The organism is Micromonospora fiedleri, from assembly GCF_016774385.1.
Taxonomy (GTDB): domain Bacteria; phylum Actinomycetota; class Actinomycetes; order Mycobacteriales; family Micromonosporaceae; genus Micromonospora; species Micromonospora gifhornensis.
The window spans coordinates 269,065-283,922 of record NZ_JAETXL010000009.1 but is presented as its reverse complement, the minus strand read 5'-3'; the positions used below and the strand labels follow the sequence as shown (position 1 = coordinate 283,922).

The 14,858-nt window shown below is 70.8% G+C and carries 15 protein-coding genes; 4 read left to right on the top strand and 11 right to left on the bottom strand.

Features of this window, described 5'->3' with window-relative positions; genetic code table 11:
• Window positions 1–27: 27 nt before the first annotated feature.
• The 3 genes from JMF97_RS24740 (at window position 28) to JMF97_RS24730 (ending at window position 1,654) form a co-directional block, all read left to right on the top strand.
• Entirely contained in the window at window positions 28–531 is a 504-nt protein-coding gene (locus JMF97_RS24740; protein ID WP_203223686.1) for a MarR family winged helix-turn-helix transcriptional regulator, read from the top strand.
• Window positions 532–647: 116 nt separating this feature from the next.
• Window positions 648–1,073 (top strand): Rrf2 family transcriptional regulator, encoded by a 426-nt coding sequence (locus JMF97_RS24735; RefSeq protein ID WP_203223685.1) that lies wholly within the window; start codon window positions 648–650, stop codon window positions 1,071–1,073.
• Complete coding sequence (locus JMF97_RS24730) at window positions 1,070–1,654, top strand: NIPSNAP family protein (protein ID WP_203223684.1); 585 nt, start codon at window positions 1,070–1,072, stop codon at window positions 1,652–1,654. The genes JMF97_RS24735 and JMF97_RS24730 overlap by 4 nt, the downstream gene beginning before the upstream one ends.
• 49 nt (window positions 1,655–1,703) lie before the next feature.
• Here JMF97_RS24730 and JMF97_RS24725 read toward each other — a convergent pair whose 3' ends face one another.
• The 11 genes from JMF97_RS24725 to JMF97_RS24675 all read right to left on the bottom strand — a co-directional run bounded on the left by JMF97_RS24725 (window position 1,704) and on the right by JMF97_RS24675 (window position 13,215).
• Window positions 1,704–2,732: a methyltransferase gene (locus tag JMF97_RS24725; protein ID WP_203223683.1), complete on the bottom strand. Its 1,029-nt coding sequence runs from the start codon at window positions 2,730–2,732 to the stop codon at window positions 1,704–1,706.
• Window positions 2,729–3,889, bottom strand: a complete 1,161-nt coding sequence (locus JMF97_RS24720) for an aminotransferase class V-fold PLP-dependent enzyme (protein ID WP_307817097.1) — start codon at window positions 3,887–3,889, stop codon at window positions 2,729–2,731. Before JMF97_RS24720 ends, JMF97_RS24725 begins: the two co-directional genes overlap by 4 nt.
• Complete coding sequence (locus JMF97_RS24715; protein WP_203223681.1) at window positions 3,886–5,145, bottom strand: tryptophan 2,3-dioxygenase family protein; 1,260 nt, start codon at window positions 5,143–5,145, stop codon at window positions 3,886–3,888. Before JMF97_RS24715 ends, JMF97_RS24720 begins: the two co-directional genes overlap by 4 nt.
• 68 nt (window positions 5,146–5,213) lie before the next feature.
• Window positions 5,214–5,900 (bottom strand): tryptophan 2,3-dioxygenase family protein, encoded by a 687-nt coding sequence (locus JMF97_RS24710; RefSeq protein WP_203223680.1) that lies wholly within the window; start codon window positions 5,898–5,900, stop codon window positions 5,214–5,216.
• Between the two features lie 202 nt (window positions 5,901–6,102).
• The gene (locus JMF97_RS24705) at window positions 6,103–7,353 is read right to left on the bottom strand and encodes a vWA domain-containing protein (RefSeq protein ID WP_203223679.1); all 1,251 of its coding nucleotides are present in this window, start codon (window positions 7,351–7,353) and stop codon (window positions 6,103–6,105) included.
• Entirely contained in the window at window positions 7,350–8,588 is a 1,239-nt protein-coding gene (locus JMF97_RS24700; protein WP_203223678.1) for an AAA family ATPase, read from the bottom strand. Before JMF97_RS24700 ends, JMF97_RS24705 begins: the two co-directional genes overlap by 4 nt.
• A 67-nt stretch (window positions 8,589–8,655) precedes the next feature.
• Window positions 8,656–10,053, bottom strand: a complete 1,398-nt coding sequence (locus tag JMF97_RS24695; protein WP_203223677.1) for an amino acid adenylation domain-containing protein — start codon at window positions 10,051–10,053, stop codon at window positions 8,656–8,658.
• A gap of 137 nt (window positions 10,054–10,190) precedes the next feature.
• Window positions 10,191–10,556, bottom strand: a complete 366-nt coding sequence (locus JMF97_RS24690; protein ID WP_238360032.1) for a nuclear transport factor 2 family protein — start codon at window positions 10,554–10,556, stop codon at window positions 10,191–10,193.
• Between the two features lie 66 nt (window positions 10,557–10,622).
• Window positions 10,623–11,441 (bottom strand): MerR family transcriptional regulator, encoded by an 819-nt coding sequence (locus JMF97_RS24685; protein WP_203223676.1) that lies wholly within the window; start codon window positions 11,439–11,441, stop codon window positions 10,623–10,625.
• Between the two features lie 107 nt (window positions 11,442–11,548).
• Entirely contained in the window at window positions 11,549–12,388 is an 840-nt protein-coding gene (locus JMF97_RS24680; protein WP_203223675.1) for an SDR family NAD(P)-dependent oxidoreductase, read from the bottom strand.
• 74 nt (window positions 12,389–12,462) lie between these two features.
• Window positions 12,463–13,215, bottom strand: coding sequence for a TioE family transcriptional regulator (locus JMF97_RS24675; RefSeq protein WP_203223674.1), 753 nt, complete (start codon window positions 13,213–13,215; stop codon window positions 12,463–12,465).
• Window positions 13,216–13,269: 54 nt separating this feature from the next.
• Between JMF97_RS24675 and JMF97_RS24670 the strand changes: the two genes are divergently transcribed.
• Complete coding sequence (locus tag JMF97_RS24670) at window positions 13,270–14,856, top strand: DUF6194 family protein (protein ID WP_203223673.1); 1,587 nt, start codon at window positions 13,270–13,272, stop codon at window positions 14,854–14,856.
• The last annotated feature ends 2 nt before the right edge of the window (window positions 14,857–14,858 follow it).

The following is a 14,858-nucleotide window of genomic DNA, read 5'->3' as shown; positions in this document are numbered from 1 at the left end:
ATAGTCAGGAAGGCGTACAATAATCGGGTGTCCGATGATCTCGCACCCGGCACGGACCGGCCGCTGGCCGGCCGGGCCAACTTCCTGCTCTCCCAGCTCGGATTCCACACCGCGCAGACCTTCGCGACGCGACTGGCGCCGCTGGGCATCGCACCGAATCACTTCGGGCTGCTCATGCACCTTGAGCGCGGCGAAGGAAGCACCCAGCAACAGCTCGCCGACGTGCTGGGCATCCACCGCAAGGTCATGGTCGGACTCCTCGACGACCTCGAGCATCGCGACCTGGTCGAGCGTCGCCGACACCCCACCGACCGCCGCGCCCACGCCATCCACCTGACCGACGCAGCACACGACCTGCTACCCCGCGCCCGCAGGATCGCCGACCAGCACGAGGATGAAATCCTCACGCCGCTCGATGCCGACGAGCGCGCACATCTCGTCGCCGTCCTGCAACGGCTCGCCGAGCACACCGGCAACCCGGCGGGCGTCCACCCCGGTCTGCAGAACAGCGCGCGATCAGCGACGCGGTGACCCCGGCGGCAGGACCGGCAGGACAAGGAACACCTCAGCAAGCACGGGTGCACGCCGAGAGCCGAACGTAACAAGGATGGTTGCTTCTGGGGTGGTGGTCGGGCGAGACTGTCGGGATGGCGGCCAACAGCAGGGTGACGATCGCGGCCCACGCGTTGGCGTGGCTGGAACTGGCCAGACGGCGCGGTCGCGAGGTGCTCACCTCTGAAGAGGTGGCGGCCAGCGTCAACACGAACGCGGTCATCATCCGACGCAGCCTCGGTGACCTCCAGCGGGCCGGCCTGGTGACGGCACGCCGCGGCAACGGCGCCGGCTTCTCCCTCGGGCGGCCGGCAGCAGAGATCACGTTGCTGGACATCTGGCTCGCCGTCTCGCCGGAGCCGCTACTCGCCCTGCACCACTCCGAACCGAACCTGGAGTGCCCGGTCGGACGCGGCATCCGCCCGGTGCTCACCGACCTGTACGACGAAGCGACCGACGCGTTCCGGGCGGCGCTGGCGGGCTGGACCGTCTCCGACGTCTTGGAAAGGACCCTGGCATGATCGTCGAATTGCGCCGTTACACCCTGCGTGCGGGACGCCGCGACGAACTGATCGACCTCTTCGACCGCGAGTTCGTCGAAACCCAGGAAGAACTGGGGATGGCCGTGCTGGGCCAGTTCCGCGACCTCGACCGGCCCGACCAGTTCGTGTGGCTGCGCGGATTCGCCGACATGCCATCACGCCGGACCGCCCTGACGGCCTTCTACACAGGACCGGTGTGGGCGGAACACGGACCAGCGGCGAACGCGACGATGCTCGACTCGGACAACGTACTGCTGCTCCGCGAGATCGTCGCGGTGCCGGTACCGGACCGCAGCACCGCCAACCCCGACTCGGTCCTGTACGCGACAATCTGGTACGGAAGCGGTCCTTTCCCCGATCCCGCCCACAGCTCGACGGACACGCTGGCCGTGTTGAAGACCGAGTACAGCGCGAACAACTTCCCCCGGCTGCCGGTCCGTGAGCAGGAGCACGCCCTGGTCTGGCTCACCCGCTCGCCCCTACCGGCAGAGCCTCCCGCAGGGGTGATCACGACCGAAAACCTCCGCCTCAGCCCCACCCACCGCTCCAGGCTTCACTGACAAACCCCACAGCGGGCTCCGCCGACGTCGACGCGCCGGGACAAGGCGCTCACTCCACCCCGGACGGCTTGTACGCGATGACGAGTTCCCAGGTGCCCGGCAGCACTGCCACGTCGTGGAAGCCGACCTCGGTGAGCAGCTTGGTGTAGAAGTCCGCCTCGCGGAGTCGGCTGACGCTGCTGTCGACGCCGATCAGGAAGTAGCTCCAGAAGAACTGCATGGCCAGCCGGTCCGGGGTGCGGAACTCCTCGCAGATCAGGATCAGCCCGCCCGGCTCCAACGCCGCGTACGCCTGCTGGACCAGTTCGCGGGCCACCGCGTTCGGCCAGTCGTGCAGGACCCGGACGAAGGACAGCGCGTCGTAGCCGCCCGGTAGGGGTTCGCGGAAGAAGTCGCCGCCGACGAAACCGAGCCGGTCGGCGTGGCCACGGGCGTCGCGGGTGGCGGCCACCAGTGGTGCCACCGCCGGCAGGTTGTACACGTCGGCCCGCAGGTCCGGCGCGGTGTCGAGGATGTGGGCGGCGAGGCTGCCGTCACCACCGCCGACGTCCAGCAGCCGGTGCCGGTCCGACCAGAGTCGACTCGAGTGCCGGCGTACCGTCTCGATCGCCGGTCCCAGCCCGAGGGCCATGCTGCGCTCGAACTCGGCGGTCTGTTCGGCCGTCTTCGGCGGCCACGCGAACCCGTCATCGATGCTGACCTCACCCCGCAGGCTCTCGGCCAGTCGGCCGTGCAACTGCCGCCACGGGTAGCGGTCTCTGTCCCGCTCGGTGGCGTCGGGACCGACCACCGCGTTGACCGCGTCCCGCAGCCCCGGCACGGCGCGGTAGCTGGTCGCGCCGATGTCGTCGTCGGGCTCGTCGCGGGTCAGCAGGCCGAGGCTCTCGATGCAGTCGAGGAACTTGTACAGCCGCAGCGGAAGCACCCCGAACCGGGTGGCCAACGCGTCGAGGCGGACCGGTCCGGCCTCCAACGCGTCGAGCAGTCCCAGGTCGAGTGCCGTGTGCAGCACGTCCGTGGCCTTGGGGCCGTTGACGAGCAGACTCATCAACGCCCGGGGCGAGAGGGTGACGGTCACCGGTGCAGCTCCTCTTCCAGCGCATCCATGAACAGGTCGATCTCGTCGACGGTGTTGTAGACATGCGGGCCGACCCGCAGGTAGCCGCGCCAACTGCAGATCACGTCCCGAGCGGCCAGCCGCTGCTTGACAACCTCGCCGCCGGGGACGTCCAGACACACCACGCCCCCTCGGGCAGCGTCGGTGGGGCTGACCACCGCGATGCCGGCGGCGTCGGCCCGGTCCAGCAGCCGCTGGGTGAGCGCCAGCGAGTGCCGCCGGATGGCGTCGGCTCCGACATCGAGCAGCAGGTCCAGGCCGACCTGGGAGATCAGCGAGGTGACCGGGTACGGTGTGCCGCCGGCGAAGCGACGGATGCCGGGCGCCCAGCCGGGCGACGGTCGGAACGTCAGCGCGCGGTCGCCGGCCTGCCAGCCGGTGGCTGCCGGAGTCAGCAGCGGCACCAGGTCCGGCCGGACGTAGAGGAACGCGGTGCCAGCGCCGCACAGCCACTTGTGGGATCCGCCCAGGACGACGTCGACGCCGAGCGCGGTGACGTCCAACGGCACCACCCCGACGGTCTGGAAGGCGTCCACCACCACCAGCGCACCGACCTCGTGGGCTCGGCTCACCAGCCGGGACAGGTCGACGGTCGCCCCGGAGGTGAAGCTGGCGTGCGGCACGCACACCAGCAGCGTCCGCTCGTCGATCCGGGCTTCCAGCGCGTCCTGGTCCAGGTGGGGACCGCCGGTGCCGACCACGTCGAGCTGCGCGCCATATCGGGCGTACGCCCGGAAGATGAACGACACCGTCGGGTAGTCGAGATCCGTGATGACCACCCGGTTGCGGGGCGGGCGGTAGTCGAAGCAGGACGCCACCCGGGCCAGGAAGGTGCTCAGGTTCGCGTCGGTGAGCACGCTGCCCGGCGGCGCGCCGAGCAGGGCGGCCACCGAGTCGGCGTACCGGTCGAGGCCGACGTGCCAGTCCTGCCAGACGTCGTCGCGCCAGCTGCGCAGCGTCTCCCAGTAGTCGTGCAGCACCTTCTCGACGCCTCTCGGCACCGCGCCGGTGGAGTTGCTGTTCAGGTAGACGCAGCTCGCGAGCAGGGGGAACTCCGCGCGCAGGGCGGTGTGTACGGCAGCGTCGAGGCACCGGGATTTCTGCTCGGGCCGGCTCACGCGCACCGCCTTTCGTCCTGGTCGGGTGTGGCGGCGTCGGTGGTCACGGCGGCGAAGACCGGTGCGGTGCTGACCGCCGCCAGGTAGGGCGTGCCCTCGGTGTAGCCCGTGCCGGACCGCGCGCCGAGCATCCGCACCGCGACCCGCAGATGGGTACGACGCCACTGCGTCAGGGCACCAGCGAACGCGGACATCCGCCGTGCCACCAGGACGGCGTCCGCTCCGGTGAGCCGGCCGTCGGCAACCGCCCGCCGGTACGTCTGGTCCACCGTCGGCTGGCCGTCGCGTACCCGGGCCTGCACCTCCGGCACCGACTGGTAGGCGACCGACTCCAGCCGGCCCACCTCGGGCGTACGACACAGCGACTCGACCAGCTTGTAGGAGCGGGACTGGATCGCGCTGGCCCCCTCGGTGTACTGCCGGAAGGTGCGGAACGACTCCGGTTGCATGGTGGCCAGCAGGGAGAAGAGGGGCCCTGCGGTGCGCAGCAGGTCACCCGCGTGGCCGAGCCGTTCGGCGGCGGTGGCCGGCGTGTCCCCCGCCAGGGCCGTCACCGCCGCGCGAAGTTCCTCGGCGACGCCGGCGAAGATGCACTCGTACGCCTGGAGCACCCGGATGAACAGGTACTCGTCGTGCGTCACATGCACCGGCAGCATGCTCAGCCGCAACGACGGGTCCCCCGGGGAGACCAGCTCACCGGCGACGGCGAGCAAACCGGCGGCAGCGGCCGGGGTGCCCGCGCCGACCGCCTCGACCAACCCGAGACGAGCCAGCGCAGGGGCGACGGCTCGCACCCCCAGCCGGCACCGTTTGGCCACCAGCACCGGCCCGGGCCGCTCCTGGGGAAGCAGCCCGGTGGTGTGTGCGGCGGCGGCCAACTCGAACGCCAGCGTGTCGGCGACCAGGCGGACGAGGAGCCGGTCCCGGGCCCGCCGCCCGTCAACGGCCTCCACTGTGGGCGGATGGTCGGCGGAGTCCGGTAGTCGAAGCAGCCGCAGAGCCAGGTAGCTGCGATAGTCGTAGCGGCCGTCCCACTTGTCGAGTGCGATGTCCAGGAAGTCGGTCAGCTGCCGGGTCGCGGCGTCGCCGCCGACGGTGGCCCGGCGAGCCACTGCCTGCCGGGCGCTGTCGAGCAGGGCGAGGCAGTCCTTTTCGACGAAGTGCTTACCGAGTCGGTGAAATTCGGCAAGCACCGGTGCGTAGGGAAAGCTGTGCGGTTCACTCGGGCCGGACAACCAGGAAGTCAACGCACGCACATGCCACCCCTCGAAACGTGAAAATACGAATACCTGCCATCGACCGCAGACGCTGAGGTTGAGCAGGGTTATTCGTTGGTGGTGAGGCTCGTCCGCGCCTGCCACAACTCGGGAAAGAATCGGTGACCGGCGAGTTTCGCCAGCATGTTCGCCGCGCTACCGGGGCTGCCGGCCGGCCGATGACCACCAATTCGCAGGGCCACCTGGTAATGGCGGACCCGCCACACCGACACCCGTTCGTCCCACTCCACCATCGCCTCGGCGAGTCGGTGCAGCGGGTCCGACAGGTCGGTCGGGCACAGAGCCGTGGCCGCGATGCCGCGGGTGGTGAGCTGCTCGTCGAACGCCCGGCCGAGCTTTCGGCTGGCCCCCTGGACGTCGCGCCAACCAGGTGATTCCGCACCGGAGCCGTTGCCCAGCGCCGGCTGCATCGCCTGGAAATCCACTGGTGACAGGTATCGCAGCATCTCCAACTGGTCGGTGATCAAGCGTACGGCGAGCGTCGCCCGGACCAGGAACGCCTCCGCCGCCGCCAGCCGCCCCGCAGCCACCTGGGCGGTCGCCTCCGCCAACTCCGCCGCCGCCAGTTTGAGCCACAACTCGGTTGACTGATGCACCACCTGGAAAAGCAGTTCGTCGCGATGTATGACCTCGTCCGGCGACCGCTGCAAACCGAGCAGCGCATCGATACGCATGTAGCGCGCATAGTCGGTAGCGCCCTGACCTGGCAGGACAGGCGAATGGTCGTGCTTCACGGAATAGCCCTCCGTCTGGGCGCTGGCGCCGAGATCAACGTCGTGTACCGGCGGTCATCATCCAACGACGGACAGCAATGCGCCAGCCCTTGGTCGCCATGAGTTTCGGATCAATCCACTCACCGTGATTTGCGCCACCCACCCGTCGGCACACACTTAATGCCGCTGACGTGCGTCGATACGATGACGTTGCCGCTCTGGCTCACCTCGCGGTGGGAGCGGATCCGATGGTGACCACGCGCGCCCATTCCGGTGGTGAGTCCGGCACGTAGTCGGGGTCGTCCTCGTCCCACCGCCTGTCCCGGGGAAACAGCCCCACCACGGTCCGACAAGGCGGGCGTGACGTCGGCCAGGGTGTCTGCCCGTCGGTCAGCACGACGATGACATCCGGACCCGGCCGGTCTCGCAGTGCCCGGGCGAAACCGGCGCGCAGGTCGGTACCGCCGCCACCGATGAGGGGGATGTCCTCGGTTCGGCACACTGCGCGTACGACCTGGGGTGCCGCGTCACAGGGCAGGACACTGACCAGGTCGCGGCGACCACCCACGGCCCGGGAGATCGCGGCGACCTCCAGCAGGGCGCTGCCGAGTTCGACGTCGCTGACCGAGCCGGAGGTGTCGATGACGACGCGTACCCGTGGTGGCCGGCGGCGCAGCGCGGGCAGGACCACGCCGGGTGTGCCGGCGGAGCGCCGCGACGGCCGCCCGTAGGTGTAGTCCTCCCCCACGCCGGGCGCGGATACTGCCGAACGGACCGCGGCTCCCAGGATTTCCCGCCACGGTTGCGGTGGATGGAACGCCCGTTCCGCCCACCGTCGCCAGCCCTGGGGGACGTCTCCGGGTCGACCGGTGATGCCCTCGGCCACCCGGAACCGCACCGCGTCCCGTTCCTGCGGGCTGAGGGCGTGCGCGCCGTCCGGCCCGAGATCCCACCGCCGTTGCATTCCGTCGGCGCCGCTGCCGCAGTCCAGCCAGGCCAGATGCTGTATGCGCGGCCCGAGCCGGAACTGCCGCAGATAGTCCTCCATCAGCTGGCCCGCGGGCAACTGCAGGTCACCGGGCTCGACGGCGCCTTCCGGGCGGGCGAGCCCGTCACCGAAGATGTCGTCGTTGATCTCGCAGTCCGCGGCGATGTTCATCCTCAGCCGCTCCCCCGGCCCGGTCAGCCCCTGTTCCCGTGCCACCCGCTCGCTGCGCCCATGGTGGTCACGCAACAGGTGCGAGACCTCGTGCACCCACACTCCGGCGAGTTCCTCCACGGGTGTGCGGTCCACGAACCTCGGCGAGACGTAGCACCGCCAGTGCGGGTCCACCGCCATCGTCGGCACCCACCGGGACTCGACCACGTGCAGGGCGAACAATGCCGTCGCCAGGTACGGCCGGGCCCGGGCGGCGTGCAGCCGGGCGGTGAAGAGCTTGTCCCGGTCCAGCGTCCCGGCGTGGGCGGTACTCATCGGCCGCTCCCCGCGACCGCCGCGACCCGGGCCGCCGTCCGGTCGGCCCGCCGGGACACCGCGACCGCCCCGGCGAGTTGCTCGATCGACGCGGGCACGTCCCAGCCTTCCTGACGCAGTCGGGCGAGGGTGGACGCGGGCACCACCACCAGATCCGGGGCACCTGTCTGCAGCGCGCGGACCAGCACGTCCCAGGCCGCGTCCCAGCGGTCCCGCTCCGGGCGTCGGCGTACCGCCTCCACCACGGCGTCGAGGACGGCCTGACGTAGGTCGCCACGCTCGGGCAGTACGGCGGCGGCCGGGTCGGCGAGCAGCACCTCGGGGTCGGGAAGGTCCATCCGATCCAGGCTGGCCAGCAGTTCCAGTCCGGGACCGTCACCGACGGCCCCTCGGACCAGCAACGACAGCACCTCCCGCGAGGAGCCGGCGGCGGTCGCGAAGGCGACCAGGCGCAGCGTCATCTCCCAACTGCGCGGTGACGGCCACGGGCCGCCCCGACCGGCCTCACCGGCGGGCAGCCGGTGCACGAGCGCCGGGCGTGCCGACAGCAGCCCGCACACGGCACGGCGGGCGAAGGTGACGGCCTCCGGCAGCCGCTGCGGATCGAGCCGGGGCAGCACGGCCCGGGGCCAGGTCCCGCCCAGCCCGCGTACGACGGTCTCGTGGTCGTGGGTCCACTGCAAGTGGACGAAGCGGTTCGCCAGCGGCGGGCTCAGCTCCCAGCCGTCGGCGGCCGAGGATCGCGGATTGGCCGCCGCCACGATGCGGACTCCGGCCGGCAGGCGCAAGCTGCCGATCCGCCGCTCCAGCACCAGACGGAGCAGGGCGGCCTGCACCGCCGGCGGGGCGGTCGACAGTTCGTCCAGGAACAACAGCCCGCGGCCGGCGCGAACCAGGCGCACCGCCCAGTCCGGTGGGGCCATCGGCACACCCTGGTTCGCCGGGTCATCGCCGACGACGGGCAGCCCCGCGAAGTCGGACGGCTCATGGACGCTGGCGATCACCGTCGTGAGTGGCAGGTCCAGGGATGTGGCGAGCTGGGTCAGCGCAGCGGTCTTGCCGATTCCGGGCTCACCCCAGAGCAGCACCGGCAGGTCGGCGGCAACGGCCAGGGTCAGCGCCTCCAGCTGCGGGTCGCAGCGGGTCTCCGTGGTGGTGTCGGACAGCAGCGCGAGCAGGTCGGCGGCGACGTCGAGCTGCGGGGTGGGGTCGATCGAGGTACGGCTGGAAGACATATGTGATCACCTTGTGAGGTCGTCGTGGATCGGCCCGAGGGCCGAGCGAGGAGGAAGAGCGGTCCGGTCAGCGGGCGATCGCGTGACGTGGGTGCGAGCGGCGGTCCCGCTTGGGCTGCCAGTCCCGGTAGCAGGTGGCAGGTCCCGACCCGATCAATCCGGCGCGGAACAGCCCGTACGTGATCCGCCGCGTCGCGGCGTTCTCCAGTTCCTCCCGCAGCTCCCCGTAGCGCAGCAGCGCATCGGGTCCGAGGAGGGCCTCGACGGCGGCCAGCGCGCCGGCCGTGTCCCCGTGGTCCAGTCGGGCACGGATGTCGGGGAGACACTGCGGGCTGCGGTGCGCCTCGTCGATTGCCCGCAGGCATGCCAGCGGGGTGCCGGTCAGCGCGGCCAGCAGCTCCTCCCGGCGGATCTCCGCCGGGTCGTGGTCGAGGGGTGTGAGCACACCGTCCACCAGGCCGATGCGGTGCCAGGCCCCCCGGCAGGCCACGAGACGAGGCGCTGCTTCCGGGCCCGGGGACGGCAGGGTGGCGGACGGTCGGTGACCGGGCACGAGCGCGGCGGCCACCAGCGGGTGCAGCCGGTCGACCTCGATCAGCCCATGACGCAGCAGTTCCACATCGGGTGGCGTCCAGGTCGCCGCGTCGGGCAGCACCGGCACGCCGGGGACACCACCGGCCCGTGCGGCCCTGCCGAGGCGCGCAGCAGGCGAGCGTACGTCCGTGCTCTCCGCAGCGACGTCCACGACCAGACGACGCCGAGGGCCGAGCCGCACCACCACCGAACCGTTGGTGCGGCCCTCCTGTCGGAGCAGCAACGTCGCCTCGGCCGCCCACCGGTCCACCGCGTAACCACGTTCCCGCAACGCGTCCCACGGCGGGTCGGGGCGCACCGTGTTGTCGGAGGCCGACGACGGCAGACCCGAACGGATCCGCAACTCGTCGGTTCTCCGCGCATCCCACAGGTGGCGGTGCAGGTCCAGGCGGAAGCGACGGTCCGGGCGCGGATGCGGATGCGAGTTGTCGGTCCGGTCGGGGAATCCGGCAGCCCACACCGCCAGGCTGATTCGCTGGCCCGCGTCCGCCCAGGCCGGTGGAGTCCGGGCGACCAGGTGCACCGCCTCAGCACCGTCGTGTTCCGCCGGGCCGTACCGGGTCAGCGAGATGGTCAGGCCCGGGCGCAGCAGTCCGTCAGGGGCGACCCTCGGCATGTGCCAGCGCAGCAGGTCCGGCGCGAGGTGACGGAGATCGGCCCGCAGCAGGTTGGCCAGGTCCCGACCGTGAGTACGGGCAACGGCACGCAGGTCCAGGTCGACATCGACACGGGCGGCGGCGCACGCCCCGGCCCAGTCACCGACGTGACGTCGCGCAGTTGCGGCTTCGATCATGGACGGCGGTACGGCGTACTCACGTAGACGCCGCCAGAGGGAGAGACGGGAATCCGCGGTCGCGGTCGGGGAGCGCATCAGCACTCACCTTGTGCGAACCGGGCCCCCAATCTGAGAGAAGGTTTCATCGCGGCGGAGCATAACGTCCGCCGCGGGCTACGCCAAGACCCGATGTCGATCCGGGCACTGCCGCTCTCTTGTCGGGACGACGTCGCCTACGGTGCGATCGTGAGGCGGGTGATCGAGTCACCCTCCAGGGTGAACAGGTAGTGCAGGTCCGCCGAGCCGCCCGGGAAGTTCCCCTCCAGGTGTTGCAGCACATCGAACTGCGCCTCACCGATCCGGTGAGCGCCGACGAATTCCGTGGTGTACGTGTACTGGCTGCCGGCGTTGCTCAGCCAGCTCCGGATCTCGTCCCGGCCCCGGTAGGTGTGGCCCTCGTCCGTCACCACCGCGTCTGCGGCGAACGCGCGCACGGCGGTCTCGGTGTCCCGGGCTTCGTGGGCGCGAAGGTACACGGTGATCACGGTCGGCAACTCGGCCCAGGTGAGGGCGGTTTCGCGGTCTGGTGTCATGGTCATACTCCCAACGGTGGGGTCTCCCCCGGCGAGAAGGTCAAGTGCGCCGCTGCGGTGCCTCGGTCGGCGTCAGCCGGGAGTGAGTCGGAACACCGGCCAGCCGATCTCGGTACGCCACCGCCGGGCGTCCCCGGTGTCGCGGGGACCCGCCAGGTATGTCTCGTGGACGGGCCCGTCGATGCCCAGGGCGTGGGAGACGACCCAGTCCCCCAGCCGGCCGTAGGTGACGTCGATGTCGTCGTGCGGACCCGGGTGGACGGTCACGGCCAGGTCGGCCGCCGGGAACTCGACAACCTCCATCCGGCCGCCGCCGCGCGGGCTGCGGACCGGTCGGAAGACGGTCATGACGCCGACGCCGTCGGTGAACAGTTCGTTGGCGTACCGGCCACCGGGCGGCCCGGCACGTTCGGGCTGCGGGAAGGCGGCATCCAGCTCGTCCATGGCCGTGTCGAACCAGGCGAGTGAATCGTCGATCCGGACCGTCGCGCTGATGGCGACCACGGTCCGCGCAGGCACGGAACGCAGCTCGACGTCGAGTGTCGCGGCGTCCGGTTGCAGCAGTTGGCGCAGGGACACCACCGCCGCGCGCGTACGGTCGAGCTCGGCCTCGAGCCGGCGCAGGTGACCCGCGATGAGCTCGGCGCGCTGGCGCGGATCGCCGGTCGTGATGATCGACCTGACTTCGGCCAGCGGCACGTCGAGCTCGCGGAGCCGATGGATGACCTGCGCCGTCGCGATCTGGTCGGGCAGGTAGTACCGGTAGTTCGTGTGCGGATCCACAGTCGCCGGCACCAGCAGTCCGCACTCGTGATAGCGCCGCAGGGTCCGTACGCTCAGGCGCGTCACGGTGGCGAACTCGCCGATGGTCAAGCCCTTGCGCAACGTCACGGTGTCATCCTCGCGCCTCCCCCGGGGAGAGGGTCGACATTCGGCGTCTCGACGGTCTCCCGCGCGGTCGCCGACCGGGCAGCAGATGCCGTACCCCCGAAGGTCGGTCAGGCGGCCGGGAAGTCGGCTCCCCGGGACAGCGCTTCGCAGGCGCGGATGTCGTCGAGATTGCGTTCGAGCGTGGCGACGGCCGTGTCGAATCCGTCGCTGCCGAGCACGAGTCGGTGCGGGGGCGTGGCCTGGGCCATCGCGGCGATCACCGCCTGCACTCCGCGTTGCGGGTCACCGGGCTGCTTACCGTCCTGATCGATCATGGCGGCGCGTACCTGCTCCAACATCGGCAGGTACGCCGGGATGGTCTCCGCGACGGCTTCGTCGGCGAAGCCGGCATAGGCGCGGGTACGGAAGGCACCCGGTTCCACCGCCAGCACCTGGATGCCCAGCGGCGCGACCTCCCCGCGCAGCACCTCGGTGATGGCTTCGAGCGCGAACTTGGCGGCGCTGTAGTACCCGAATCCCTCGATACCGCGCAGCCCGGCCACCGAGGACATGGTGATGATCCACCCACTGCCTCGGGCTCGCATTCCGGGCAGGGCCGCCCGGATGACCGAGAGCACGGCAAAGAAGTTCAACTCGAACATGCGTCGGACGTCGGCGTCCGCCATGCCCTCGATCGACCCGAACCAGCCGCGTCCGGCATTGTTGACAAGCACATCGATGCCACCGAAACGTTCTTCGGCAGCACGCACGGCCTGCTCGACGGCCTCGGTATCGGTGACGTCCATGGGCAGGATCAGGACGCGGTCGTCGTATCGCCGGGCCCACGAGTGCAGCTCGTCGGGCCGCCTCGTCGTCACCGCCACCTGATCGCCGTTGTCGAGGGCGGCCTCTGCGTACGCGATGCCGAACCCGCCTGGGGTGCCTCCGGTGACAAACCACGTCTTCATGCTCATTCCACTCCCCCGTTGACGGCATCGGACGCTGGCTGGTCGGCGTCAGATTGCCTGGTGAACTCGCGCGTTCACCCGATCCTGAACGCTCCCCGTGCGGGAGGGTCCAGGGTTTCGATGTGGTCGGCGAGCCGGGCGGCCCCGGTGAGCAGGGCACGGCCGCGCGCGGTGAGTTGGTCCCGCCACTGGCGCAGCGACGCGGCGAGCGGTTCGGCGCCACCGGCTTCGCGTACCCGACGCAGCACGCCGGCGATGTGGTCGAGCCGGTAGCCGCCGCGACGCAGCAGGTGCGCGAGTTCGGCGTCGCGGACATCGTCTGCTGAGTAGACGCGGTAGCCGGTGGCCGCGTCGCGTAACGGCCGCAGAATGCCGGCCCGCTCCCACTTGCGCAGGGTCGCCGGTCGTACGCCGAGCCGGTGGGCCAGCACACTGATCGGTACGGCGGTGCGGCGCTGCGGTTGCGGCGGCGAGCCGGTGAGCACGGCGACGGCCGCCTCGACCGCGTCGAGGGTGTCCCGGTCGCGTTGCAGCAGCTCATGGCTGTGGTCGATGGTGCGCAGTGCCGCGTCGATGTCGCCACGGTTGACGGCCCGCATGATGTCGCCGCTGGCCGCGTAGCCGTGGCCGGGGATCAGCGCGAGGTAGGCGCTCAGCGCGGTGGCGTGCACCTCGGTGAACCGGCGGTAGCCGGACGGGCTGCGCTCGGCCGGCGGCAGGACGCCATCTCGTTCGTAGTTGCGTACCGCCTGCGCGGACAGCCCGTGACGGCGGGCGAGGTCGACCGGTCGGCGTACACCCGGGTTGGAGGGTTTCGGGGCGGTCACCGTGCTCCATCGGTTGAAAGCCTCAATCGGTGGCTCAACGATACGGTTGATGCAATGACGTCGCTTCTCGACCTGTTTGCCGTACCGCCGTCCCTGCTCGCGCTCGGTGAGCCGACGCACGGCGAATCCGCCTTCCTCCAGATCCGCAACGAGGTCTTCCTCTCGCTGGCCGAGCACGGCTACCGTTCGATCGCGTTGGAGAGCGACCGGGCTGCCGGGCTGATCGCCGACGACTTCGTGCAGGGCTCCGCCGCCGTCCCGCTCGACCGTGCGCTCGCCGAGGGGTTCAGTCACGGGTTCGGTGCCGCCCCGGCCAACCGTGACCTGCTGCTGCGGATGCGCGAATGGAACACCGGGCGGCCGGCTGCCGAACGCCTGACGTTCCACGGCTTCGACGCCCCGTTGGAACTGGAGGGTGCCCCCAGTCCACGGCGTCACCTGGTCCGGGTGTGTGAGTTCCTCGACCTGGACCGATCGGCGATCGACGACCTGGTCGGCGACGAGGCGCGCTGGAGCGACCCGGCAGCGATCTGGGAGCCGGGCAGGTCGATCGGGGGTTCGGCCGACGCCCAGCGCCTGCGGGTGATCGCCGACGACCTGCTGACCGAGTTGTACCTGCAGGCACCCCGTCGACCTGAGGGCTGGCAGGCGGCGTTCGTCCACGCCATGTCCGCCGTCGCGGTGCTGCGCTACCACGCCGCAGCCGCCGCACCACTGACCCAGGAGGCACGCTTCGCCCGCCTGGCCGGAGTCCGGGACGCGCTGATGGCCGAGAACCTGCTCGCCATCCGGTCGATGGAGGCACACCGCGGACCCACAGTGGTCTTCGCGCACAACACGCACCTTCAGCGCCAGTTGAGCACGATGACGATGGCCGGAACGGACCTGTCGTGGGCCGGTGCCGGCGCGATCGTTTCCTCGCTGCTGGGCGACCGGTACGCGGTGATCGTCGGAAGCCTCGGCGCGAGCCCCGCACTCGGCATCGAAGCGCCCGCCCTGTCGACCTACGAAGGCAGACTCCAGCAGGACACCGGGCTTCCCCGGTACGTCCGGGCGTCCGACATCGAACCGGCCGAGCGCAGAACGCACGACTACCGCTACTTCCCCCTCGATGACGCCACCGTCGCCCACGCCGACGCGGTCCTGCACATCCCGACCGGCATCGACGCGGCCACGCTCGCCGAGCGGATCCTCGCGCTGCCCGGCGTCGAGCAGGTCGTGGCGAGCCAGGAGAACGGATCACCCGAGGGCGCCTGGGGCGACCGGTTCTTCCACGTCGGCGCGGACCGTCGCCAACCGTTCGCCACCATCGTCGAACACGACGTGCCCGGCTTCGACGAAGCGTCCCAACTCGACCGTCCCGACGTCTTCCGCCTCAACCTCGACCTCGGCCGCGCCGAATTCGAGCGACTGTTCGGCTTCCCACCCAAGGACTTCGAGGAACACCGGCACGAGTTCGACTTCGCCCGGCTGGACACCGTCGTGCCGCACCCGGGCTACGCCCTGTACGGCTTCGCCAGCATCGTCATGCCCGGCCCGCACCTGCTGCCCGAGGTCGACCAGCTCCTCGCCGTCGCGCACGCCCGCGCGGTCGACCGCCACGAGCGCGCCGTACGCCGGGCGGCGGGCCAGCAGGAGTGAGG